This is a genomic window from Tenacibaculum dicentrarchi (assembly GCF_964036635.1).
In the GTDB taxonomy this organism is placed as follows: domain Bacteria; phylum Bacteroidota; class Bacteroidia; order Flavobacteriales; family Flavobacteriaceae; genus Polaribacter; species Polaribacter dicentrarchi.
Window position 1 is genome coordinate 645,847 of sequence record NZ_OZ038524.1, and the last position, 25,146, is coordinate 670,992.

The following is a 25,146-nucleotide window of genomic DNA, read 5'->3' on the forward strand; positions in this document are numbered from 1 at the left end:
TATATATTTATTTTATGAAAGCTGTTTATTTAGATAATGCTGCTACTACACCCATGTTGCCCGAAGTTGTTGCCGTAATGAATGCATCAATGTTAGCAAATTTTGGAAATCCATCTTCTGTGCATCAATTTGGTAGAAAAGCCAAAGCAGCTGTAGAAACGGCTCGAAAAAATATTGCCAAACGTTTTAATGTATCGGCAAGCGAAATTATTTTTACAGCAGGTGGTACAGAAGCCGATAATTTAATTTTATACAATGCTGTTTTAAATTTAGGAGTCACAAGAATTATTACCTCTAAAATAGAACATCACGCGGTGTTGCGTACTGTTGAATATCTTCAGAAAAAACACCAAATAACCGTAGAATTTATTTCTGTAGATAAAAAAGGTAGTATTAATTTAACCGAATTAGAAGCTGTTTTAAAACAAAATACAGCAAACACGGCTGAAAAATCTTCCGAAAAAACCTTGGTTAGTTTAATGTATGTAAATAATGAAATTGGAAATTTATTAGCAATTGATAAAGTAGCACAGTTATGCACACAAAATAAGGCGTATTTTCATTCCGATACCGTACAAGCAATTGGTCATTATGAGTTAGATTTACAAAAAACACCAATTGATTTTATTGCCGCAAGTGCGCATAAATTTCATGGACCAAAAGGTGTTGGTTTTGCCTATGTAAAAAAGGGGATTTCGATAAAACCTTTATTATATGGAGGCGAACAAGAAAGAGGCGCTAGGGCAAGTACCGAAAATGTGCATGGAATTTTAGGGATGGAAAAAGCCTTGGCAATTTCATATGAGTCTTTACTTGAAGATAAAAAACATATTCAAAGCATAAAAGCGTATTTTATAGCACAGTTAAATACTAATTTTGAAAATATTGAGTTTAATGGTACATCAGCAAATTTAGAAAAAAGTAGTTACACTATATTAAATGTCCGTTTTCCGATACAAGATAAAATGATGCTTTTTACGTTAGACTTACACGGAATAGCGGCTTCAGGAGGAAGTGCTTGCCAAAGTGGAGCTAGTAAGGGATCACACGTGTTGCGAGCTTTTTTAAATGAAGAGGCAACTCAAAAAACTTCGGTACGATTTTCGTTTAGTAAATTAACAAGCCTTGATGATATTGATATTGTTATTGAAAAATTAAAAAAATTCAAGATTAGTTAGTTTTATCTTTTATCAAAATATATGATATATTTGTAACTAATTAATTTAAGGCTTTTTATCTTTTTATAGAAGATTTTTAAATTTAAAAGCGCATTTTGGGAGCGCCTAAAAAAGTAAGAAATGAGCTTTAATACTAAATACGGTTACAATTCGTATTCATAAAATAAAAAAATTACATAAAATGAAGTTATTTTTAAGTATAATCTGCGTATTTGTATTTAGTATATGCACTATGACAACTACACAGGCACAGCAAGATCCTCAATATTCACAGTATATGTATAATACGATGAATATAAACCCGGCATATGCAGGTTCTAATTATTACGGCGTTATTACGGTAATCGGTAGAACGCAGTGGGTTGGTTTTGAAGGTGCTCCAGAAACTCAAAATATAAGTTATCACACGCCTATAGGATCTTCAGGTTTAGGTTTGGGGGTTAATATAATGAATGATGAAATAGGTCCATCAAAAGAATTTTATCTAGACAGCAACCTGTCATATACTATTCAAACTGATGTAGATGCTAGTTTAGCATTTGGTTTACGTTTAGGAGGACGTTTCTTAAATATTGATTGGAGTAAAGGAGAAGCAACTGATACAGAAGCTGCTTTTGGACAAAATGTAAGTAAATTTTTACCAACTATTGGTGCAGGAATTTATTATTACAAGCCAGATTGGTATGTAGGATTATCGGTGCCGAATATTTTAAGAACAGAACATTACGATCAAGAAATACCACTAGGAAAAACAGCGGTTGAAAGAATGCACTTTTTTTTAATAGCAGGATATGTGTATGATATTAATTATGATTTTAAATTTAAACCCGCCGCACTTTTAAAAGCCGTTTCAGGAGCGCCATTATCGTTAGATTTATCGGCAAATTTATTATTTAAAGATAAATTTAGAGCAGGTTTAGGTTGGAGATGGGACGATGCGGTAAGTGTATTACTAGGGTTTCAAGCATCAAATACTTTATTAATTGGTTATTCATACGATTTAACAACTTCTAATTATAATGTAACAAATTCAGGAACTCACGAAATTATGTTACAATACGAACTATCGAGAGGTCAAAAATACAGATCACCGAGATTCTTTTAATTTTAAAGTGGCTTTTGATAGCTCTTTTACAATGTTTTTTACTAAAATTACAACAATAAAAAAGCGCTCGAAAGAGCGCTTTTTTTATATATTTAAAAATGAAATTACTTATATAAATAAGCTATCAATTTTATCTTTTTCTTCTTGAGCTAAAGCAGCATCAACTAAAATACGCCCACTATGCTCATCAATTGTAATTTTCTTTCTGTTTGCAATTTCTAATTGAATTTGCGGAGGAATTGTAAAGAAAGAACCACCAGCAGCACCACGTTCAATGGCTACAACAGCCAATCCGTTTCTTACTTTAGTACGAATTCTGTTGTAAGCAGTTAATAAATGCTTGTCGATAGATAAGGCATATTCTTCAGATTTCTCTTTTAATAATTGCTCTTCTTTTTCAGTTTCTTTTAAAATACTATCAAGTTCATTTTTCTTGTGGGTCAAATGATTTTGTTGTTGCTTTACTTTTTCTTTAGTTTTTTCAACAACCCCATTTTTTTGAGTTATTTTAACCTTGTACTCTTTGATTCTTTTTTCAGATAATTCAATTTCTAATTCTTGAAATTCAATTTCTTTTGTTAAAGCTTCAAACTCACGATTGTTACGAACATTTTTTTGTTGCTCTTCGTATTTTGTAATTAAGGCTTTAGATTCTACAATTGCAGATTTTTTATTACTAATATCAGTATCTAAACTACTAGCTTCTTCCTTTAATTTAGAAAGTCTAGTATTTAATCCGGCAACTTCATCTTCTAAATCTTCAACTTCTAAAGGTAATTCACCACGAACATTTCTGATTTCGTCAATTCTAGAATCGATTAACTGTAAATCGTATAACGCTCTTAATTTTTCTTCTACCGTTACTTCTTTTTTTGCCATCTCTGTTTATATATAGTGTATTGGATTTGTACTTTCTTCGCTTAAAGTAATCGCAAAAGTACTAAATTTTTTGCTAAGATAATCAACCAAAAGGTTTTTTGTAAACTGTTCACTTTCATAATGCCCAACATCGGCAAGTACTATTTTTCCTTCTGCTTGAAAAAACTCATGATATTTAAAATCAGCACTTATATATGCATCGGCATTTTGTTGTATCGCATTTTTTATAGCAAAACTTCCCGAACCACCTAAAACGGCTACTTTTTTAATTGGTTTTTCTAATAATTCAGAATGTCGAACACAATCGGTTTTAAATGTTTTTTTTACAAAAGATAAAAATTCATGTTCATTCATCGGAGTTTTAAACTCGCCAATCATTCCCATTCCTATATTCTGATGACTATTATCTAAAGTAATTATTTCATAAGCAACCTCTTCATACGGATGATTATTAAATAATGTTTTAAGTATTTTTCCTTCTAAATTATTGATAAAAGTTACCGAAATAGCTATTTCTTCTTCGGATATAAATTCACCTTTTTCACCTATTCTCGGATTTGAATTTTCATTTCCTTGATACGTTGTTATTCCTTCAGAATTAAAAGAGCAATTATTGTAATTTCCGATATTTCCTGCACCTGCTTCAAAAAGTTTTGTGCGTAGTTTTTCGGCATTTTCAATAGGAACATAGGTTGTTAGTTTTTTTATAATTCCTTTTTTAGGAATTAATGTCTGACAATTTTCTAAGCCTAAAACTTCACATATTTTAGCTGAAACACCATTGTTTACATTATCTAAAGCAGTATGTGTTGCATAAATTGCAATGTTATTTTGAATCGCTTTCAAAACAACACGTTCTACATAATTTTTACCATTTAGTTTTTTTAATCCGCTAAAAATAATAGGGTGGAAGCTTACAATTAAATTACAATTTTTAGCAATTGCTTCATCAACAGTTTTTTCTAAAGTATCTAGTGTTACTAAAACACCTGTTACTTTTGTAGAATAATCGCCAATTAATAAGCCAACATTGTCAAAACTTTCGGCGTAAGCAAGTGGAGCTAATTCTTCAATATAATTTGTAACGTCTTTTATTTGCATTTTTTTTAATTTAAAAAAGATGTTTCAAAGTTACTAAAACTTGCTTTTGATATGTTTTTTATTTTAAAAGATGCACAATTTTTAAATAGAGTACAAATGCCTAGCCCCGATTGAAGCAATTGTTTGAGCTCTTTTTTATTTTTCTTTTCGAAAAAATAAAAAAAGCGAGTGCGGAAAGCGGGAAATTGCTTCAAATTATTTTTACTTTTGATGTTATGAAATTACTTCGATTTTTATTGTTTCCGTTTGCTGTTTTATACGATGTTATTACAACAATTCGTAATTGGTTTTTTGATATTAATATTTTAAAATCTACTTCTTTTAAAGTTCCTGTTATTTCGGTAGGAAATTTAAGCGTTGGCGGAACAGGGAAATCGCCACAAATTGAATTTTTAATCCGATTATTAAAAGATGATTATAAAATTGCCGTTTTAAGTCGTGGTTATAAACGAAAAACGGAAGGTTTTCAGTTGTTAAATGACACACATTCTGCTGATGATGTTGGCGATGAACCGTTACAGTTTTACACGAAATTTAAAAATGATGCGACTATTGCCGTTGATGCCGATAGAACAAATGGGATTCAAAATTTATTAAAAAATGATGCAGATTTACAAGTTGTTTTGTTAGATGATGCGTATCAGCACAGAAAAGTAACGCCAAGTACAAGTATTTTATTGACAAAATATGATGATTTATATGTCGATGATTTTATATTGCCAACAGGTAATTTAAGAGAAGCTAGAAGAGGAGCAAAGCGTGCAAAAATTATTATTGTAACAAAATGTCCTGAAAATTTATCTGAAGAAAAACAACAACAAATTATTAAAAAGATAAAACCAAAAGCACATCAGCAAGTCTTTTTTACAACGATTTCTTATGATGAAAACTTAAAAGGACTCGATACAACATTGACAATATCCGATTTAAAAAATAAAGAAGTTTTATTGGTTACAGGAATTGCAAATCCGACATCATTACTAACATTTTTATCCGAAGAAAAAATAAATTATAAGCATTTAAAATATCCTGACCATTATAATTTTACAAGCAATGATATTGAAAAAATAAAAACAGATTTCAATAAATTATCAGCAAACAATAAAATAATTGTAACCACCGAAAAAGATTATATGCGTTTGCAAGATCAGCTTAAAAAGGTGTGTTATATTTCGATAAAAAGTACGTTTATAAAAGATGAAAAATTATTTACTGATTTTATAATCAACGAAATAAATCGTTAATTTTTTAGTTTTTGGTATTATTTTTGATATTTTTGAGTTATAAAATGAGAATCACAATGAAAAAAATATTTTTAACTTTAGTATTAATTTTAGGAACTCAAATATCTTTTGCGCAAGAACATACTGTAGCTCACCAAGCTGAATCGCAAAAAATACAATGGGAAAGTTCTTTTAATACGGCTATTGAAAAATCGAAAACAGAGAATAAGCCTGTTTTGGTGTTTTTTACAGGCTCAGATTGGTGTCATCCATGTAAAAGAGTTGATAAAGAGCTGTTTGAAACAATGAAATTTAAAAACTTTTCTGAAGGGAATTTAATTTTTTATAAAGCAGATTTTCCTAGAAATAGAGACTTGGTTTCGGTAGCAGCTAAAAAAGAAAATAAAGAATTAAAATATAGGTACGGAATTAATGCGTTTCCTACAGTGGTTGTGGTTAATTCAAAAGGAAATGTTTTAGGAAAGAAAAAAGGGGCATATATGGCGGAGTATTATTACCCGTTTTTAACGAAAATTATAAAGAATAATTAAAAATTTTGATAAAAAATAGAAAAGCGAAACACTTAAAGTTTCGCTTTTTTTTATGTTGAAATTTCTATGTTGGATCAACAATAATTCCGTCTTTCATGGTCAGGGTTCTGTCTGCCATTTGAGCTAGTTCTTTGTTGTGGGTTACCAATACAAAGGTTTGCCCAAATTTGTCTCGTAATTCAAAAAATAATTTATGTAAATTTTCTGCTGAGGTAGAATCTAAATTTCCTGATGGTTCATCGGCAAAAATAACAGCGGGTTCGTTAATTAAGGCTCTCGCTACGGCTACTCGTTGTTGCTCTCCTCCTGAAAGTTCGTTTGGCTTATGGTTTTCTCTGTGCGATAATCCTAAGAATGATAATAATTCTTTTGCCCTTTTTTGAGTTGCTGATTTCGCTTTTCCGCTAATAAAAGCAGGAATACAGACGTTTTCGAGTGCTGTAAATTCAGGTAGTAATTGATGAAATTGAAAAATAAATCCGATGTGTTTATTCCTGAAAGAAGAAATAGCTTTGTCGCTTAATCCTTTGATTGAAATAGTATTTAATAATAACTCGTAGTTTTGTGTTTTTTGGGGGCTATCTAAAGTTCCTAAAATTTGAAGAAGTGTTGTTTTTCCGGCTCCAGAAGGCCCAACAATAGCAACAATTTCTCCTTTTTTAATATGAAGATTTACGCCTTTTAAAATTTCAACATCACCATAGTATTTATGGATATTTTTAGCTATAATCATAGATAATCCTCGTTTTATTTTCAAGGTAACGAATGTATAAAAAAGAAATTAGATAGCCTTTTAAAGCAAGTCTGATTTCAAAAGATAAATTAAAACCGTGTTAAATTAATTTTTTGATATTGTTGTAATCAATAAAATAAACAAGACGGACAGAAAAAGTATGTTGATTGTCTTCTTTTAAAAGTGATTCTAAATTTTCTGAGAAATTTTGAGTAGCAACATCTGTATCATTAGAAATGGTATTTCTATAAAAAGCAGTTAATTGACTACCTGGGGCAAACTGCCACAAATAATTAAGGTCAATATTCCAACTATTAAAATTTTTATGATGATTGTCGGTATAATTACTTTCAATTAATTCGCCATTATTTTTATTTAAAGTATAAAATTGCTCCTTATAAGGAACTTTACTCCAATTGTGTCTGAAAGCTAAAGAAAGTGTTGATTTTGTATTAAAACTATATTTACCTGTTAACGAATTATTGAAGCGAGTCCAGTTTCTTTGACCGAAGATAATTTCATCTAAAAAAGGAGAAAGTATTGGGTTTTTATCGATATCTTCTTGATTTATATCATTTACAAAACCCTGTCCATTGTTTGTCTGCCCGTATTTAAAGCCATAAACTAACGAAAATTGATTGTTAAAACGATATCTTGGAGAAATTTTAAAGCCATAATTTTCTTTTGGATTGTTTTTGAAAAAAGAATATCTCCAGTTATAATCAATAGCAAATTTATTTCTGTAATCGGTAGATCCCCAGTGGCTAATGCGTGTTCTTTGTGGTCTTTTAAAGTAAATTCCGCTTGTTGTTCCTTGTCTTGGTTCGTTAAAATCTTTACGTTTACTGCTATAAATTATGTTTGCCCCAAAAGAAAAACGTTTTTTAGTTTCTGCCTGAAAAGCGGTGTTTATATTGCTACCTGTATAAGTGCCAGGATTGTGTAAAAAGTTAATATTGTAAGCAGTATTTATTTTGTAATTATTAAAAATACCTGTAGGTTTTAATAAATGATATGCCGTAAATCCATAAATAGCTTGTTGGTTATTACGAAATAAAATTCCCATATCATTTGGGTTAAAATCTTTGTTTTTTAAGTTATAACCAATTTCACCCCGCCATTTTCCAGACTTTTTACCAATGCTAGTGTCAAATGTATAACCAGTATTCGGGTTGTTTTTATCATCGGAAATATTACTCATTTTAACAGAACCATCTATATTGTAATTACTGTTTTTATCTTCTAAATGCCAAAGTAAACCTGTAACATTAGCATCTTTAAAATGTCCATTTCTAGTAACGTTTGTATTAATTAAAGTTACCGCTGAATTTTGATTAAATTGCTGATCTAAAACTAAAATATTGTAGTTTGACAGAGGATTAATAACTTGTTCTCTATTTTCTTTGGTGGTGTTATTTTGAATTGTGGCGATTGTTTTGGCAGTAACGGCATTAAAAAAACCAATACCTAAGCCTTTTTTTGTTCTACCAGAAACTTTTATAGCGTTTAACATTTGTACTTTTTTAGGCGATTCAATAAGGGTTTCTGTTTGCTCATTTACAGAAGCATTTTTTATTGGTTTACCTCCAATTCTACGAGAATAAAATAAATTTCCTTTGGTAAAAAGAGCCGTTCCTTCGGTAAAAAATTGTCGTTGCTCTGAAAATTGCTGTTCAAAAGGACCTAAGTTTAGGGTAACATTATCAAAAGCGGTTTGTCCAAAATCAGGAATTAAAGTGGCGTCTAAAGTAAAATTTTCGGTAAGCCCATATTTTACATCCATACCAACGCTCCAATCAAAATTTGTTTTTCCTTTAAAAGAAGTTGTTGTTGCCGATGTGTATGGGTAAAAATTTAAACGAGTAGGTGGTGTAATATTTTTTAAGTTTTCTAGTAAACCGTCGTATTGTGTCCAGTTTCCTTGTGTATTATCAATAGGATTCCATGTAAAACGTGCATTTAAATTTTTAACTTCTCGATGAAAATTAATTCCCCATGACTGTACATCGCTGTTTGTAAAACGTAAAGCTCTGTAGGGTATTTTCATTTCTACCGTCCAGCTATTTTTGTTTATTTTAATGGCACTTTGCCAAACAGCATTCCAATTAAAATCTTCATTACCGTTAGCTACTTTTGAATCTGCCTGAACTCCTGCGGCACTAACAATAAACATGGTTGGGTTTTGCCCGTCATCATTTGGGTTTATCATCAGCATAAAAAAATCAGCATTTCCTATGTTGTCTCTGTTGTTAAATTCGGCAGGTATTTTAGCAGGATTTGGCGCATACATAAAAGCGCTTACATAAATAGCATCATTATCGTACACTAACTTTACTTGAGTTTTATGAGTGCTAGGTTCGTTTTGTCCGTTAGTGGGACGCATCATTACAAAATTATTAGCAATAGGGGCTTTTTCCCATATTGATTCATTTATAACCCCATCAATAACCGGGGGTGTTTGTATGCGTGTAGCGGATAATTTTTTTCTTTTTTTATGAATTTCTTGTGCAATACTATTTTTACAGATAAATAGCATTAAAATCAATAATGAGGTTGTTTTATACATAGTTAGTCAAGGGCTTAAGGAGGTTTGTAAAAATATTTAGGATTTAAGCTTTAAAATCACAATTTAATGTTAATTACATTAAATAGGTGTTAAAAAATGCGTGTTACAATGAAACGAAAAGAAAACCCAAAATAAAAGTTATAAGAAAATAGTAATAATTATACTAAATAGTAATGTATTGTAAATTGAATTTGTATTTTTGTTGGACTTTAAAAATTCATATCTAATGAACTTACACGAATATCAAGGTAAAGAAATATTAAACAGTTTTGGGGTTCGTATTCAACGAGGAATTGTTGCAAATACACCAGAAGAAGCTGTTGCGGCAGCAAAGCAATTAACGGAAGAAACCGGTACAGGTTGGCACGTAATTAAGGCACAAGTACACGCAGGTGGTCGTGGAAAAGGTGGTGGAGTTAAGTTGGCTAAAAACTTAGAGGACGTAAAAAATATTTCTAATGATATTTTAGGAATGATGTTAATTACACCTCAAACTTCAGCGGAAGGTAAATTAGTAAACCAAGTGTTAATATGTGAAGACGTATATTATCCTGGAGCTAGTGAGCCAGACGAATATTACATGTCAGTTTTATTAAACCGTGCTACTGGTAAAAACATGATTATGTATTCTACCGAAGGTGGAATGGATATTGAAACTGTTGCCGAAGAAACTCCTCATTTAATTTTTACAGAAGAAATTGATCCTGCTTTAGGATTAATGCCTTTTCAAGCGCGTAAAATTGCTTTTAACTTAGGTTTAAGTGGTGCTGCTTTAAAAGAAATGGTAAAGTTTGCTAGTGCTTTATATACAGCATATATCAAATCTGATTCAGCAATGTTTGAAATTAACCCTGTGTTAAAAACATCTGATGATAAAATTATGGCGGTTGATGCTAAAGTTACTTTAGATGAAAACGCTTTATATCGTCATAAAGATTATGCTGCAATGCGTGATTTACGTGAAGAAAACCCTATTGAAGTAGAAGCTAAAGCTGCAGGTTTAAACTATGTAGATTTAGATGGTAATGTTGGGTGTATGGTAAACGGAGCAGGACTTGCAATGGGAACTATGGATTTAATTAAGCAAGCAGGTGGTGAGCCAGCTAACTTTTTAGATGTTGGAGGTACTGCCGATGCTGAACGTGTTGAAATTGCTTTTGGAATTATTTTAAAAGATACCAACGTAAAAGCTATTTTAGTAAATATCTTTGGAGGAATCGTTCGTTGTGACCGTGTTGCTCAAGGAGTTGTAGATGCTTACAAAAATATGGGAGACAAAATTAATGTACCTATTATTTGTCGTTTACAAGGAACAAATGCAAAAGAAGCGAAAGAATTAATTGATAACAGTGGAATGGAAATTATTTCAGCTACTGAATTTCAAGAAGCTGCTGATAAAGTTGCAGAAGTTTTAGAAGCTTAGAAATTAATTTTTTGTTTATATATTGAAATCGCCTCATAATTTATTTATGAGGCGATTTTTTTGTAACTTATAGACCTAATAAAGTGAAAAAGTTGTTACCTGATAAATTATTTTAGGTGTTTTTTGAATCTTTTAAAAGTACCAATAAAATCATGTATAGGCAATTTTACTTCTTAAAAACAGTTTCTTACTGCTATTTAATGTGTGTTCATCGCATTTGTGTGTTGCTGTATCTTTTTTCATCTTACTTTTGATTATTAATCCCCTAAATATTTATAAATGAAACAAATAATAGTAAAACTACTCTTTTTAATTGCTTTTACCTTTCAGGTAAGCGCTCAAATTACAAATTACAAAGAAGCCTCTTTAAAAGAAGGAGCAAATTTTTTTGAAATTGTACATAAAACAAGAAAAGAGTTATCGGAAAGAAAACAACGCTCAAGAGGGGTTGTATCAAAAAAAGAAAAGAAAGCAACAAAACAGTTTGAACGTTGGGTTTGGATTTGGAAAGACAGAATTAACGCTGACGGTTCTTTTGTTAAGAAAGAAAATAAAAAAGAATACATCGATCTTTTATTAAATAATTCAAATACAAAATCACAAAGGTCAAATACCGTTACGTCGTGGGAGCAAATAGGTCCTAAAAAAAATGTGTTAGAAAACGGGTATACTGCATATCCAGGTTTAGGAAGGGTTAACGTAGTAGCAACAGACGCTAATAATGCACAAATAATGTATGCCGGATCTGCCGCAGGAGGTTTGTGGAAAACAACAGATGGCGGAACAACTTGGTTGCCTAAAACAGATGATTTAGCAGGTTTAGGAGTTACCGATATTATTATTGATCCTCAAAATTCCGACATATTATATATGGCTACTGGTGATGAAGATGGAGGACATGTTAATTCAATAGGTTTGTTTAAGTCAATAGATGCAGGTGAAAATTGGGCTGTAACAGGTTTAACGTTTTCATTAACGGATAATGAATATATTAGAGATTTAAGTTTTGCGCCTAATTCGTCTACTACAATTTATGCACTGACCAATAATGAAATTCAAAAATCTACAGATAGTGGTGCTACTTGGGTTAATATGAATACGACCCCAAATTATACTGGTGATAATTTTCAAACTATAATTTTTGATCCTAATAATTCTAATAAAGTAGTAGTATCTGATGCTTATGGAGGTTTGTGGTATTCTTCTGATGGCGGTAATAATTTTTCAGAGCATTCAGTTTTGCAAGGTTTTAATCCTAAAAAGTTAAAGTTAACTACTTCTGTAAATGATACTGAAAATTTTTATGGAATTACCCAAGATGGTATTTTTACAGTTTTTCGTTTTGATAATACCGATACCGCTGCCGATAAAATTAGTGAAACAACTATAACTAATTTTAATTCACAGTGGGGTTATAACCAATGTATTGCTGTGTCGCCTACAAACAAAGATGATATTCTTGTAGGAGGTGTAAATGTGTATAAATCGACAGATAATGGTGCTTCTTTTTCAATGTATTTAAACGCCTATGATGATCCTCGAGGGGTCGGTTTTTATGTACATCCTGATCATCATTACTTATCTTTTTTATCCGATGGTGTTACCGTAATAAATAGTCATGATGGTGGAGTTCATAAAGGTGCTTTTACTGCTACAAGTGCAACAGGTGGTTGGACCGATATCTCAGATGGTTTGGTAATTTCTCAACCTTATAATATAGCCATTACAGAAGGACTTAATGGTGATGATTATATGATGGCAAATCAAGATAATGATGGTTTTTCAAAAGTTTCAAAAGGTGGTAGTCAAAAATGGGTAGCTTGTTCAGCAGGTGATGGAACAGCTACAGGAATTGATATTTCAGATTCAAATATTCGCTATTTAGGCGGAACTTATGGTGCTTTATACAGAACAAATGATGGGTATTCAAGTAGTGCATATTCATCTGTAACAATTCTTTCGGATTCAAATGATGCTGATTTTATTTCTCCTTTAGCTTTACACCCAACAATTGCAGCAACTATTTACGCAGGGCATGGTGATGTAAAAAAATCTACAGACAGAGGTGTTAATTGGGTGGCTCTAAATACAGGTTTAGTAGAAACTTCTTTTTTAGATGTGTCTTTATATAATGGTGCTACAAGAATTTTTGCTATAGGTTATTTAGGAGCAGATAAAGAACTAAGAAGAAGTAATGATGATGGTGCAACTTGGGTTACAATTTCTAATCCAGCTTCAAATTTATCTATTAATAGTGTGTATGCCGTACCAAATACAGCTATTGTTTATGCAACAGTGGCATCGTATAATGCTGGTGAAAAAATTTATAAAAGTACCGATAATGGTGCTTCATGGGTAAATATAAGTGCTAATATGCCTAACATTATCATGAAAAAAATAATATTAGACACTAATAAAAGCAATGAAACTATTTATGTAGGAACTGAATTAGGTCTTTATTATACCAATAATACAACTACTAACTGGACAAAATTAGGTGCTGGTTTACCAAATGTTATTATTAGTGACATTAAAGTAAGTAAAAGTAATGGAAATGTTTATGTCGGTACTTTTGGTAGAGGAATGTGGGTTTATAACGATCAAAAACATTTTAAAAGTGTTACCAATAATAATTGGTCTGAAATTACAAATTGGGAAGGTAAAACATTACCAACTTCAGTTGATGATGTTGCAATAAAACAAGAGCAAGATGTAGTATCGGTAAATGTAGATGGAGTTACAGTAAAATCATTAGAAATTAACAATGCTAAATTAGAGATAAAAAACACCAATAGTTTAACGGTTGTTAATGATTATGTATCAACAATAAACGACAATACTTTTGTATCAATTTTATCAGATGAAACCAATAGTGGTGTTTTTATGGTAAATGGAAATGCAACAGGTAATCTTATGTATAATAGAGGTGGTTTATTAGCGAATAAATGGTCTTTAATTTCATCGCCTGTAATTGGTCAATCGATTAAAGGTTTTGCATCGAAAGTATCAAATGATATTCGAAAAAATGCTACTTCTAAATATGCAATATCGAAATATAATGACGCCAATTTAGTAGGGACTAAATGGGAGTATTTTGATCAAAATATTAGTGAAAATACATTGTTTGAAAACGGAACAGGTTATGCCATTTCTAGAGAAACAGCTGGTGCGGTTTCTTTTTCAGGAGCAATGTATAATAGTAATTTAAATGTAAGTGTATCTTCTGATAAATGGAATGCTATTGGAAATCCTTTTTCGGCATATTATCCTATAAATAAAAGTATTTCAGAAAATTTTATCACAAATAATACTAGTAAATTAGCGGCTAATGCACAGGCAATATACTTATGGGAAAGTACTCAAAATAAATATGTTGCTTACACTAATTTAGCATCATCAACTCAAAAAGTATTAGCGCCAGGTCAAGGGTTTTTTATCAAAACAAAAGCATCATCAACTGATGAAAAAGTAATTTTTAAGAAAGCTAATATTGGTACAAAAACAATTTTAAAGGGGAATAATACCTTTAACAGAAGCCAAAATTCTTTTGTAAAAGTATTTGTTGAAAAAGAAAAAATAAAGGTAAATACCGATATTATTTTTTCAAAAAATGCGACTCAAGGATTTGATGTAGCAATGGATATTATAAATTTTGGAGATGCTACATTTGATTTAACTTCTAAAATTATAAATGAAGTAAAAAGTAATGAATATGCAATTCAATCGGTTTCTTCGGATGATATTGAAGGTCAAATTATTCCTTTAAAACTTACCGCAACATCAAAAGAAAAGGTAGTTTTTTCATCAGAAATTCATAATTTACCTGGAAACATAAAGGTTTTTATAGAAGATAAAGAAACCGCAAAATTTCATGAAATAAGCAATACCAAAAATTATGAAGTAACTTTACAGAAAAACTCAAATGAATTTGGACGATTTTATATACATTTTTCTAAAAGAGCTTTAAATGAGTTAGAAACGAAATTAGTTGCATCAAGTTTAAAAGTTTATACGGATAATAATTTCTTACAAGTAATTGGTCATAATTCAATTTCATTAACAATCGATTTATTTGATATTATAGGTAAAAAAGTATTAAGTAAAACACTAAAACCAGCTGAGTTTAAAGGAGTAGATTTAAATAATTTACCAGCAGGTGTTTATATTGTTAAAGTTGTTTCAGGAAATAAAAGAGCAACAAAAAAGGTTGTTGTAAAATAATTGATATAAAAATGAAGCCCAAATAACTACGGCATCGTAAAATTAAGACAAAATGAATTCAGATAAAATAAATAGAAAAGAAGCGCTACAAAAAATAGGTAAATACGGTAAATATGCTAGTTTAACCGCATTAGGAACCTATTTAATTTTGAATCCTCAAAAAGCACAGGCGCAAAGCCCAAATACACCTGATATTCCAGGTACAAATTTTTAATAATTATTAGTATAAAACACGGTATTACAATTGTAGTATCGTGTTTTTTATAAAAAATATATAAATGATATTGAATAATAGTTCTAAAATTATAATGATGCTAATTATGCCTTTATTATTTAGTTGTAAATCGGTTTTTATAAGCGACATTAAAAAACAATATATTTCGGCAGGTTCTAGGTTTGATACCTCAAAAATGAAGTATTCTGTTATTATAGAATCGTCAAAAGAGGCGTTTAAAATTGTATCAATAGAAATTGCTGATAAAAAATATCAAAATTTAACGATTATTGAAATTCCAAACGGAAAGCTTAAAAATCAGCAAGAAATACTATCTGCGGGTACTTATCATGTTAGTATTAATGTAGGGAAGGCTGTTTTTCCTAGAGAAAGCATCGAGCATTTAAAGTTAAATGTTTTAGTAAAAAACAAACCTTTAATTTTAGAAGGAAAAGTAACTGTTGAAAAAAAACGATTAAGAAGATAAAAAAAACGATATTTTTTAGTGTTTAATTGATTGTAAATCATGTTTTTATTCTTAATGTGAACTAATTGTTACGCCTTTTTTTTGTAAATATGTAATTTTAAAATTATAGATATTCTAAGTCTTTTGGTTTTTAGTTGCAAAATAGATACTGATAATTCTATTTTATTATCAAAATCTTTCATTAATTAATATCTTATTATTTAGAATTTTTAAGCTGTTTTTAAAAAAGCGATAAATTTAGCTTTTTAACCCATTTTTAAGTAACTTTTTTATGAGTTTATGTTAAAGGTTTTCTAACATTGTAACCATTATTCTGCCGTAAGTTTGTACTGGTTTGCAAACCCAGTAACATTTTGACAATTAATTAACTATAAAGGTTAATAGGACAGAAAAAAATATAAAGAAAACAAAAATTTGGTTAAAATACCTTATTAAAAAACATTATGAAAACAATTAAATTTTTATTAGTAGCACTTTTTTTATCAGTAAACGTATTAGTTGCGAACGCTACAAATCCTTCGGATAAAAAAGAAGAATTAGTATTAATAAACAAAGAGGTTCATAAATTATTAAAGAACCCTAAATTTGAATTGAACTCTGACGTATCTGTAATCGTTAAATTAACAGTAAACAGTAAAAATGAATTGATAGTATTATCTGTAAATTCAAAAAATGATAATCAAAGAATAGAAAACTATATCAAAACCAGCTTAAATTACAAGAAAATAGCAGGAAAAGTTACAACTGATGTGTATAATTTACCTGTTACTTTAGTGGCAGCTAAATAATTTAAAAGAATAAATTTTATTAAAAGGCTTTTATGATATTCATAGAAGCCTTTTTTGTTTTTAAGAATAATAAAACTAATTATTTAGGTTTAACAATATATAAACCATCACTTTTACTTTCATATTGGTTTGAAGGATAAGAGCAATCTATAAAAGAAACCTCTGTTTTTGTCTTAAATTTTTCAGGAATAGTATAATGACTTACGTATCGTTTAGATTTAAAAAGTATAAAAGGGTATTTGTTAGCACTTTCTTTAAACCTAATAAACCCATTTTTTTTTTTGAATTTATAGTACTCAATTCCAAAATGTTGAGAAATTATTGAAGTATATGTAAATGTTCCAGAAACGCCTATTTTTTTAAATGAAATCTTCTTTATTTTTTGGTCTAAGTATTTTATTTTATCTTCAGGATAATAGCTACCGTGACTCCAATCTGAATATCTAAAAGATTTCAAACTTTTTAAATAGATTAACTTTCTTTGTTTTGCAGGATACCCTTTTAATGTTCTTTCAGTGATATAATCGCCATCTAAATAAGGCCCATTAAATGAACGAAAAAGAACCCAACCTTCTTTAATTTTTAAATAGATTTTATCATCATTACCATAAATAACGGTAGTTGCTTTATGGTAATATTCTTTAAATAATAAAAACCAGTTCTGTTTATCAGGATTTATTTTTTTATAATATTGAATCATTTGTAATTTATCTTTAGAAAGGTCACATATTGTACTGTCTGTAAATACATAATGAGTTTTGTAAGGTAAATTTCCAGAAGGATGCGGTATTTTTATTTTGATATTACCCTTAGAATCTATTTTTGTTTTACTGTATGAATCATCTATAATAAAATAATTATTGATTGTATCATAGGTAATAAATGAATAATTATATTCTGAAACTCTGTTCACAACATAATTTTTAGCACTAATATTATCGCTTAAATATTTGTAATCACTTTTATTTAATACAAATGCGGGGATTAAATTAATATCGGTGCATTGTTGTATTAAAAAGAGAACTGTAATTATTAGGAATATTTTTTTGTTATGCTTTTTCATTTATTGTTAGTCGGCTTTTTTATGATTCTAAGCTTTTTTTAAAACAGCAATCTCGTCACGCAATTTTGCGGCTACCATAAAATCTAAATTTTTAGCAGCAGATTCCATCTCTTTTCGTTTATTTCTGATGCGTTTTTCTATTTCTTCTTTAGATAAAAACTGCAAATCTTGTTTTGCAACCTTATCAATCGCGTTATCATAATGAAAAGAAGTAATAGTATCTTGAGAAAGCGTATTATCTAGTTTTTTGTTGATTTGCGTTGGCGTAATACCATTTTTAGTATTGTAATCTTGCTGTTTTTTACGCCTATAATTGGTTTCATCTATAGTGCGTTTCATGCTATTGGTTATTTTATCAGCATATAAAATAGCACGTCCGTTTACATTTCTTGCGGCTCTACCAACGGTTTGGGTAATCGAGCGATGACTGCGTAAAAAACCTTCTTTATCGGCATCTAAAATAGCAACTAACGATACTTCGGGTAAATCTAAACCCTCACGCAATAAATTGACACCAATTAAAACATCAAACAAACCTCTTCGTAAATCTTGTATTATTTGAACACGCTCTAAAGTATCTACATCCGAATGAATATAACGACAACGAACTTGAATTCGGGTTAAATACTTGGCTAATTCTTCCGCCATTCGTTTTGTTAAGGTGGTTACTAAAGTACGCTCGTCTTTTTCTACACGAATTTGTATTTCTTCAATTAAATTATCAATTTGATTTTCGCTGGGGCGGACTTCAATTATTGGATCTAATAAACCCGTTGGGCGGATTACTTGCTCTACAAATACGCCTTCGGTTTTTTGCAATTCATAATCGGCAGGCGTTGCCGATACATAAATTACTTGATTTTGTAATTCTTCAAACTCTTCAAATTTTAACGGACGATTATCCATTGCCGCAGGCAAGCGAAAACCGTATTCTACTAAGTTTACTTTTCTGCTTTTATCGCCACCGTACATGGCGTGAGTTTGTGGAATAGTAACGTGGCTTTCATCAATAACCATTAAAAAATCGTCAGGAAAATAGTCTAACAAACAAAAGGGGCGAGTGCCTGATTCTCGTCCATCTAAATATCGAGAATAATTTTCAATTCCTGAACAATAGCCTAATTCACGAATCATTTCTAAATCGAATTCAGTGCGTTCTAGTAAGCGTTTTGCTTCTAAATGTTTTCCGATTTCTTTAAAATAATCGACTTGTTTTACCATATCATCTTGTATGCTGTGAATGGCATTCTGCAATACATCGGGAGAGGTTACAAATAAGTTGGCAGGGTAAATAGTGAGTTCGTTTAACTTTTCAATACGTTGGTTATTTTCGATGTTAAAAGTTTCGATTTCTTCAATTTCATCGCCAAAAAAATGAATTTTATAGCCGCTATCGCCATAGGATGGGTAAATAGTTACCACATCGCCTTTTACTTTAAAAGTACCACTTTTTATTTCGGTTTCGGTGCGAGAATATAAGCTGGTAACTAGTTTGTGTAAAAACTTGGTGCGTGAAATTTGTTGATCGACTTTTATAGGAATTACATTTTTTTTAAATTCCTTCGGATTTCCAATTCCGTATAAACAAGAAACCGATGCGATAACAATAATATCTCTACGCCCAGAAAGTAGGGATGAAGAGGTGCTAATTCGCAGGCGCTCTATTTCATCATTAATAGATAAATCTTTTTCGATAAAAGTTCCTGTAACAGGAATATAGGCTTCGGGCTGATAATAATCGTAATAAGAAACAAAATATTCAACTGCATTTTTAGGAAAAAACTGCTTGAATTCGGCATATAATTGCGCCGCCAATGTTTTATTATGCGCTAAAACTAAGGTAGGACGGTTTACTTGGGCAACAACATTTGCTACGGTAAAAGTTTTACCAGAACCAGTAACACCTAAAAGTGTTTGGTGTTTTTCGTTGGTATTTAATCCGTTTACTAATTGTTTTATAGCGGTTGGCTGGTCGCCAGTTGGCTTAAAGTTGGAGTGTAATTCAAAATTCATAAAACAAAAATACGGATTGTTTGTGTTAAAAACTATCGGTGTTCAATGCTGTTTTTTATAATGAAATTTTGAAGGAAAATAGGCAAATAAAAACCCTCGAATTTTTCGAGGGTTTTAGTAATGTAAAAGAAGTTAATTTAATTAAAATCCACCAGTACCTGGAGCTTCAGGACCAGTTGGGCTTTGTGCCTGTGCTTTTTGCGGATTCAAAATCATATAGGTTCCTAATGCTGTTAAACTAGCATATTTTCCGTATTTTCCTATTTTTTTCAAGGCTTCTTTTCTTGAAATATTATTATTGTCTTCGGTTTGTTTTTTCATAATATTTATGTTTTTTATTAAAAATTATTATAAAATAATTTTATTAGTAATTTTTCCTGTATTTGAAATTAATTCGACAATATAAACGCCTTTCGATGTTTTTGGTAATTGAATTAGGCTAACTCCTGTTGATTTGAATGAAGTTTCAAAAACTCTTTTCCCTAACATCGAATATACTTTTAAAGTAGCGTTTTGTGTTTGTAAACCTGTAATGGTAATCGCATTATTATCAGATTTATAAATACTTACATTTTCTAAACCTTTATTAACAATAACATCAGGTCTTTTTGAAGTTGTATGAATATAGAATTGTCCAGCTCCTTTTGTGTTATTTTTAACTACAATTTTTTTATCAGAAATATTGGTAAATGTATTGGCAATTCTATCTTCTAAATAGATTTTTACATCCGCAGGAAGATTTTTAGCATCTACAGAAATACTTACTTCTTTACCCATTTTTGTTGTTAATCCAACAGGAATTACTAGTTCTTCAATTTTAGAAGTTGGCAAGGTTTGAATCGCTAATTTATTTCCTTTATTATCAGAAATTAATTCGGTAAATACTTCGAAATTACTAGAAACTCCCCCAAATAATTTAGAATCTGAACCGTTATCAAAACCAGTGGTTTTATTGTTTGCATAAAATACTTTGGTTGATTTCTGACGAGTTTCATCTTCTACAAATAATTCAAAAGAAGTTTTCGGTGCTTCTCTTTTAAAAGTATCGGTATTTTGATGACTTTGATTTGCTTTTGCAAAAGTAATACTACTATTTGCAGGTAATGCGTCAGTAGTTTCTATAAAGAAACCTTGTGCAGGTGCAATTTCCAACGGATTTTCATCATTATACGTTTCATAAATTGTTCCGTTCCAAATCCAAATTGTTTTTTCAGAAATTTTTGATGCGTTATTTGCTGTAAAAGTTTTTGAATTAACATAAGTTGTAAACGGGTTTCCAACTAAATTATAGTTATTCCTAGCACCGTTATTAATTTCGATGTTTACATCATTGGTATTTATTTTTCCTGTGAAAGAAATATCGCTAGGCGTTGCTAATTTTAGTGAATATCCTTTTGCTAGGTCAAAATTTCCTGTAGAATTTATTGTTTGATAATCCCAAGCTTTGGTAAGATGCTCATTATTAAAAGGTGCAAAACCGATATTTCCTCGTGTTCCTGATGCAAAAGAAAGTGTTCCACCAGTAATAAAATTCTCAAGAGTTTCCTCTTTTAAAGGCGATGAAATTAAATACCAATCGGTATTTTCGATGTTTCTCTTATAAGTAACCGTTCCTGTAACGTTTGCTTTAGCCATAAAAGTAGCACCCGATTCAATAGTTAAACTGTTAAATACAACATCATTATTTGCTGTTGGATATGTTGATAATCCAGCAGGAATTACCACACGACTCGTTGAGGTTGGTAAAGAATTTGTACTCCAGTTTGATGCTGTGTTCCAATCATTATCCGTAGTTCCTTTCCAAGTAATATCGTCATTGGTAATTGTTGAGGTTACACTTAAATTATCAATCCAAATACGAGTTCCGTATCCTGAAATATTTTTAAATTTGATTAAAATACTTGAATTTCCTGTAAAATCATTTAAATCGATGCTCTCTTTTCTCCAGTCAGATGCTTTTGAAGGAACAAAATCATTTGCCTCATTTTTATCAGGAGTTGCTTCTAAGTCACGAACTTGAACTGTTTCTAATTCAGTATGTGTTTTATTGTAAACTTCCGTCCAAGTTAATCCACAATTTTTAGAAACTAACACGATTAAATTATCAGGAGAATCTGATTCTGCATCGGTAGTATATGCGTTGGTGAATTTAGTATATGATACATCAAAAGCCATTTTTTTATCTCCTTCCGAAGAAAAATCTAATGGATTGATAATTAATTCATCGATTTTATCCGTAGGATTATCGGCATTATTGATAATCATACAAGAAGAGTCTCCATTACCAGCATCATCTCTTTTTTCCCATAAAATTTCATCATTATCATGATTTATAATTTCCCAATTAGCAATAGGGAATGTTCCTTCAAAGTTTTGATTATATGGTAAAGCAGTAACATCTTTTACGGTAACAAAATTTGTTTTGGTGGTGGTTGTTCCTGTTCCTGTGGCATTTGTGGCGGTTAAAGTTACGCTATAATTCCCTGCGGTATCGTAGGTTACTACTGGGTTTTTTTCTGTTGAAGTTGCAGGTGTTCCGCCTTCAAAAGTCCAAGCCCAAGAAGTTGGTACTCCTGTTGAGGTATCATTAAATTGTACATTGTTTCCTAGACAGGCACTTTCTCCTTGTTTTTCAAAACTAGAAGTTGGTTTTTCTTTACTATCGAAATTAACGGTAACATTGTCAATCCAAATACGAGTTCCGTATCCTGATGTATTTACAAATTTTACTAATACGTTTGATAATCCTTGATAATCACTAAGATTTACACGCTCTTTTCTCCAGTCTGATGCTGTGGTAGGAATCCAATTATTAGGTTCATTTGCATCTGTTGCAGGGTCATCAACAACATTTACAGTTTCTAAAACAGTATGTGTTTTATCGTATAAAGTTTGCCAAGTAGCACCACAATCGCTAGAAGCCATAACTGCCAATTTATCAGGACTTGCATCATCAAATTTAGTATAAGCAACATCGAAATAAAAATCGGTAGCGCCTACGGATAAATCTAAAGAAGGCATGATAATTTCATCTAATTCACCAACAGTTTCATTATCGGCATTGTTCATCATCATACAAAAACCATCGCCATTTCCAGCCAAATTACTTTGTTCAAATTCTAATTTTCCATCGAAATTACGAATATTCCAATTGGCAGGAGGGAAGGTTCCTGAAAAATCTTCAGTAAAAGATTGCGTCGTTGGTGTTTTTAAAACGACAAAATTCTCTATGGTTTTTTCTGATGAACCATCAGTATTTTCAACTTTTAAACTTACGTTATAATTTCCGTAAGTATTATAGGTAACCGTAGGATTTTGCTCGGTAGAAGTGGCAGGAGTTCCTCCAGGAAATTTCCAATTCCATGAAGTTGCTGTTGTTCCTGTTGAGGTATCAAAAAATTGAACCACTTCACTTTCACATACTGAATTTCTTTTTTTAGTATAAAAATCGACTACTGGACCATTGCTATTATCTAAGGCAACGATTACGTTATCTAGCCAAACACGAGTTCCGTATCCTGATATATTTTTAAAACGAATGGCTAAATTTGCTTGTCCGTCATAATCGCTTAAATCGACTAATTCTTTTCTCCAATGTGATTCTTGATTAGGAATCCAATCATTTGGCGATAAGGCAGATAAAGCAGTTTCTAATTCGGTGTGTGTTTTTGAATATACTTCTGTCCAAGTAGCTCCACAATCGGTAGAAACTTCGGCTTTTAGCATATCGGCACTCACTTCATCAAATTTAACATAAGCAACATCAAAATAAAGTTGTGCATTTTTAGCATTTGTTAAATTATAAAAAGGCAATTGTAAGTAGTCTTCTTCACCAATTTTGTCGTTATCGGCGTTGTTCATAACCACACATGACGAATCGCCATTTCCTGCGTCGCTACGTTTTCCCCAAGCTAGTTTTCCATCAGGATTGATAACTTTCCATCCTTGAGGAGGAAAAGTTCCTTCAAAATTTTCGGTAGTATCAGCTGTTGCATGTTGATCAACATCAATAAAATTTGCTGTTTCAATTTCACTATAACCTACACCAACACTATTCCAAACTTGTAATTTTACTTTGTATTGTCCTTTAGTTGCGTAAGTAACAGTTGGGTTTTTTTCTGAAGATGTAGCAGGTGTTCCTCCTTCGAAAGTCCATTTCCAAGAAGTTGGATTTCCTGTTGAATTGTCGTTAAACTCTACAGGCTGATTACTACAAATAGCTGTTACATTGCTTTTAAAATTAGCAACTGGAGCATGAGGTAATATACCTGTAGCAATCAAATTATTTGTTTGCCAAAGTAAACTTCTAGGGTATTTTGCTTCAGAAGTATCTTCAAGCCATTTATTCATTACGGTAACTTGGTCTTTTGTAAACATAATTTGACAATCAACATTATAATCCATGTAGTTTTCCAAATTAGAATATACGCCACAAGCATTTAAAACGTCTCTATTACATCCTTCAGAGCCCATTGTTGGAGGAGTATCGTCAATTCCATCATTTTCAACAGTCCAAGTTCCTTTATCGGTATCACTTTCATGAAAAGTATGTCTTAATCCGAAATAATGACCAAATTCATGAGACATTACTTTTGCATAGCCTTCTGAACTTGATGATGGATTATCAGTACAAGCAGTTTGTCTTCCTACATATCTCCAGTTAAATACAACTCTTGGAACTGCGTCTTGTATAGGTAAAAAAGCATGTCCAGATTGCCATTTTCCTTCCGATATTCCATTGGAATGAGATACAATAAATACTTGTAAGTAATATTTACCATTTTTTCCCCACCACCAATCGTTTGTGGTAATTTTAGGGTCGTAACCATCTTCTACAAGCCCGTCTTCGATAAGCCAATTCATACCTGGAGTTTCTAAAAGGTTTCCATCAGGGTCTTCGGTAGCTAGTAAAAATTCGATGTTATCCATTTTTTGTTTTACGCCGTCAAATCTTGGGTCGGAATTATTCCATCTAGGGAATTCACCACGAAAATCTTTATTAACAACTTCCATTACGTCGTTAATTCGGCATGCCATATTTTCTTTACTAACAGAACCTGCTTCACCTTGTCCGTTATGTAGAATATGAAAAACCACAGGAATTTGATAATTTCTTATCCCTACTCTTTTATTGGTTTGTTGTTCTCTTTTAAATTTTGATATTGATTGTCGAAATTTAGTTTTGTCTTTTTGTGACAGTTTTGTACCACAACCGTTTGTGGTTTTTTTTTGACTGAAAGCAGTAAAAGCAATCAGTAAAAAGCAAAGTGTTGATAAATAATTTTTGAAACTCATAAAGATGTATTTATTAAATAAAATTTTATAGATAAAAAGAGAAACTTCTTTTTTAGTATTTGTTACATGATTGATTTTTACATAATGATAACTTTAAGTATTCTTTTTATTGTTATTCAATTTTTTCTTAGGTATTTGTTTTATTGTATTGTTATTATTAATATATGAAAAGAATTGGGTAATATTAAGCCATAATAATTGATTTAGTTTTATTAAAAATTCATTTTTAAGCTATTAATAATATTTATATCATAATTTTAATGTTGTTTTAGTGCTAAATTAATTATTTTAAATAGATAAACAAGA

At 30.8% G+C, this 25,146-nt stretch carries 17 protein-coding genes; 9 read left to right on the forward strand and 8 right to left on the reverse strand.

The features are described from left to right. Nucleotides 1–14 precede the first annotated feature (14 nt). Both ABNT14_RS02855 and ABNT14_RS02860 read left to right on the forward strand, forming a co-directional pair. Complete coding sequence (locus ABNT14_RS02855; protein ID WP_101902336.1) at nucleotides 15–1,178, forward strand: cysteine desulfurase family protein; 1,164 nt, start codon at nucleotides 15–17, stop codon at nucleotides 1,176–1,178. A 181-nt stretch (nucleotides 1,179–1,359) separates the two neighbouring features. Beyond that, the gene (locus ABNT14_RS02860; RefSeq protein WP_101902335.1) at nucleotides 1,360–2,283 is read left to right on the forward strand and encodes a PorP/SprF family type IX secretion system membrane protein; all 924 of its coding nucleotides are present in this window, start codon (nucleotides 1,360–1,362) and stop codon (nucleotides 2,281–2,283) included. 108 nt (nucleotides 2,284–2,391) lie between these two features. Here the strand turns inward: ABNT14_RS02860 and ABNT14_RS02865 are convergent, their stop codons facing one another. Next, nucleotides 2,392–3,162, reverse strand: coding sequence for a zinc ribbon domain-containing protein (locus ABNT14_RS02865; RefSeq protein ID WP_101902334.1), 771 nt, complete (start codon nucleotides 3,160–3,162; stop codon nucleotides 2,392–2,394). A 6-nt stretch (nucleotides 3,163–3,168) separates the two neighbouring features. Continuing rightward, nucleotides 3,169–4,263, reverse strand: a complete 1,095-nt coding sequence (locus ABNT14_RS02870) for a Nif3-like dinuclear metal center hexameric protein (RefSeq protein WP_101902333.1) — start codon at nucleotides 4,261–4,263, stop codon at nucleotides 3,169–3,171. A gap of 215 nt (nucleotides 4,264–4,478) precedes the next feature. On the opposite strand from ABNT14_RS02870, the gene lpxK reads away from it, so the two are divergent. Together lpxK and ABNT14_RS02880 are read left to right on the forward strand one after the other, a co-directional pair. Continuing rightward, nucleotides 4,479–5,507, forward strand: coding sequence for a tetraacyldisaccharide 4'-kinase (gene lpxK / locus ABNT14_RS02875; protein ID WP_101902369.1), 1,029 nt, complete (start codon nucleotides 4,479–4,481; stop codon nucleotides 5,505–5,507). Nucleotides 5,508–5,563: 56 nt separating this feature from the next. Beyond that, nucleotides 5,564–6,037 carry a thioredoxin family protein gene (locus ABNT14_RS02880; RefSeq protein WP_159459525.1) on the forward strand — a complete coding sequence of 158 codons (474 nt, stop codon included), beginning with the start codon at nucleotides 5,564–5,566 and terminating at the stop codon, nucleotides 6,035–6,037. Between the two features lie 64 nt (nucleotides 6,038–6,101). Here ABNT14_RS02880 and ABNT14_RS02885 read toward each other — a convergent pair whose 3' ends face one another. Together ABNT14_RS02885 and ABNT14_RS02890 are read right to left on the reverse strand one after the other, a co-directional pair. After that, the gene (locus tag ABNT14_RS02885) at nucleotides 6,102–6,770 is read right to left on the reverse strand and encodes an ABC transporter ATP-binding protein (RefSeq protein ID WP_101902368.1); all 669 of its coding nucleotides are present in this window, start codon (nucleotides 6,768–6,770) and stop codon (nucleotides 6,102–6,104) included. 100 nt (nucleotides 6,771–6,870) lie between these two features. Next, the gene (locus tag ABNT14_RS02890) at nucleotides 6,871–9,336 is read right to left on the reverse strand and encodes a DUF5916 domain-containing protein (RefSeq protein WP_101902331.1); all 2,466 of its coding nucleotides are present in this window, start codon (nucleotides 9,334–9,336) and stop codon (nucleotides 6,871–6,873) included. Nucleotides 9,337–9,562: 226 nt separating this feature from the next. Here ABNT14_RS02890 and sucC point away from each other — a divergent pair, with 226 nt between their 5' ends. From sucC to ABNT14_RS02915, 5 genes are all read left to right on the forward strand, one after another. Beyond that, nucleotides 9,563–10,759 carry an ADP-forming succinate--CoA ligase subunit beta gene (gene sucC / locus ABNT14_RS02895; RefSeq protein ID WP_101902330.1) on the forward strand — a complete coding sequence of 399 codons (1,197 nt, stop codon included), beginning with the start codon at nucleotides 9,563–9,565 and terminating at the stop codon, nucleotides 10,757–10,759. 279 nt (nucleotides 10,760–11,038) lie between these two features. Further along, nucleotides 11,039–14,980, forward strand: coding sequence for a VPS10 domain-containing protein (locus ABNT14_RS02900; RefSeq protein WP_101902329.1), 3,942 nt, complete (start codon nucleotides 11,039–11,041; stop codon nucleotides 14,978–14,980). Between the two features lie 52 nt (nucleotides 14,981–15,032). Then, the gene (locus ABNT14_RS02905) at nucleotides 15,033–15,194 is read left to right on the forward strand and encodes a hypothetical protein (RefSeq protein ID WP_180947576.1); all 162 of its coding nucleotides are present in this window, start codon (nucleotides 15,033–15,035) and stop codon (nucleotides 15,192–15,194) included. A gap of 64 nt (nucleotides 15,195–15,258) precedes the next feature. After that, on the forward strand, nucleotides 15,259–15,681 hold the full coding sequence (locus ABNT14_RS02910) for a hypothetical protein (RefSeq protein ID WP_101902328.1): 423 nt from the start codon (nucleotides 15,259–15,261) through the stop codon (nucleotides 15,679–15,681). Between the two features lie 443 nt (nucleotides 15,682–16,124). Beyond that, on the forward strand, nucleotides 16,125–16,469 hold the full coding sequence (locus tag ABNT14_RS02915; RefSeq protein ID WP_101902327.1) for a hypothetical protein: 345 nt from the start codon (nucleotides 16,125–16,127) through the stop codon (nucleotides 16,467–16,469). Between the two features lie 79 nt (nucleotides 16,470–16,548). Here the strand turns inward: ABNT14_RS02915 and ABNT14_RS02920 are convergent, their stop codons facing one another. The 4 genes from ABNT14_RS02920 to ABNT14_RS02935 form a co-directional block, all read right to left on the reverse strand. Then, nucleotides 16,549–17,532, reverse strand: coding sequence for a hypothetical protein (locus tag ABNT14_RS02920; protein ID WP_101902326.1), 984 nt, complete (start codon nucleotides 17,530–17,532; stop codon nucleotides 16,549–16,551). 27 nt (nucleotides 17,533–17,559) lie between these two features. Further along, nucleotides 17,560–19,545: an excinuclease ABC subunit UvrB gene (gene uvrB / locus ABNT14_RS02925; RefSeq protein ID WP_101902325.1), complete on the reverse strand. Its 1,986-nt coding sequence runs from the start codon at nucleotides 19,543–19,545 to the stop codon at nucleotides 17,560–17,562. A 141-nt stretch (nucleotides 19,546–19,686) separates the two neighbouring features. Beyond that, nucleotides 19,687–19,866, reverse strand: coding sequence for a hypothetical protein (locus tag ABNT14_RS02930; protein ID WP_101902324.1), 180 nt, complete (start codon nucleotides 19,864–19,866; stop codon nucleotides 19,687–19,689). 27 nt (nucleotides 19,867–19,893) lie between these two features. Next, the gene (locus ABNT14_RS02935; RefSeq protein WP_200809372.1) at nucleotides 19,894–24,840 is read right to left on the reverse strand and encodes a PKD domain-containing protein; all 4,947 of its coding nucleotides are present in this window, start codon (nucleotides 24,838–24,840) and stop codon (nucleotides 19,894–19,896) included. Nucleotides 24,841–25,146 lie beyond the last annotated feature (306 nt).

What these genes read in the sequence shown, in the direction of transcription:
- ABNT14_RS02930 (WP_101902324.1), bottom strand. Translation starts at nt 19,866, where the DNA reads ATGAAAAAACAAACCGAAGACAATAATAATATTTCAAGAAAAGAAGCC.
- uvrB (WP_101902325.1), bottom strand. Translation starts at nt 19,545, where the DNA reads ATGAATTTTGAATTACACTCCAACTTTAAGCCAACTGGCGACCAGCCA.
- ABNT14_RS02910 (WP_101902328.1), top strand. Translation starts at nt 15,259, where the DNA reads ATGATATTGAATAATAGTTCTAAAATTATAATGATGCTAATTATGCCT.
- ABNT14_RS02900 (WP_101902329.1), top strand. Translation starts at nt 11,039, where the DNA reads ATGAAACAAATAATAGTAAAACTACTCTTTTTAATTGCTTTTACCTTT.
- ABNT14_RS02880 (WP_159459525.1), top strand. Translation starts at nt 5,564, where the DNA reads ATGAAAAAAATATTTTTAACTTTAGTATTAATTTTAGGAACTCAAATA.
- ABNT14_RS02860 (WP_101902335.1), top strand. Translation starts at nt 1,360, where the DNA reads ATGAAGTTATTTTTAAGTATAATCTGCGTATTTGTATTTAGTATATGC.
- ABNT14_RS02865 (WP_101902334.1), bottom strand. Translation starts at nt 3,162, where the DNA reads ATGGCAAAAAAAGAAGTAACGGTAGAAGAAAAATTAAGAGCGTTATAC.
- sucC (WP_101902330.1), top strand. Translation starts at nt 9,563, where the DNA reads ATGAACTTACACGAATATCAAGGTAAAGAAATATTAAACAGTTTTGGG.
- ABNT14_RS02870 (WP_101902333.1), bottom strand. Translation starts at nt 4,263, where the DNA reads ATGCAAATAAAAGACGTTACAAATTATATTGAAGAATTAGCTCCACTT.
- ABNT14_RS02935 (WP_200809372.1), bottom strand. Translation starts at nt 24,840, where the DNA reads ATGAGTTTCAAAAATTATTTATCAACACTTTGCTTTTTACTGATTGCT.
- lpxK (WP_101902369.1), top strand. Translation starts at nt 4,479, where the DNA reads ATGAAATTACTTCGATTTTTATTGTTTCCGTTTGCTGTTTTATACGAT.
- ABNT14_RS02905 (WP_180947576.1), top strand. Translation starts at nt 15,033, where the DNA reads ATGAATTCAGATAAAATAAATAGAAAAGAAGCGCTACAAAAAATAGGT.
- ABNT14_RS02915 (WP_101902327.1), top strand. Translation starts at nt 16,125, where the DNA reads ATGAAAACAATTAAATTTTTATTAGTAGCACTTTTTTTATCAGTAAAC.
- ABNT14_RS02855 (WP_101902336.1), top strand. Translation starts at nt 15, where the DNA reads ATGAAAGCTGTTTATTTAGATAATGCTGCTACTACACCCATGTTGCCC.
- ABNT14_RS02920 (WP_101902326.1), bottom strand. Translation starts at nt 17,532, where the DNA reads ATGAAAAAGCATAACAAAAAAATATTCCTAATAATTACAGTTCTCTTT.
- ABNT14_RS02890 (WP_101902331.1), bottom strand. Translation starts at nt 9,336, where the DNA reads ATGTATAAAACAACCTCATTATTGATTTTAATGCTATTTATCTGTAAA.
- ABNT14_RS02885 (WP_101902368.1), bottom strand. Translation starts at nt 6,770, where the DNA reads ATGATTATAGCTAAAAATATCCATAAATACTATGGTGATGTTGAAATT.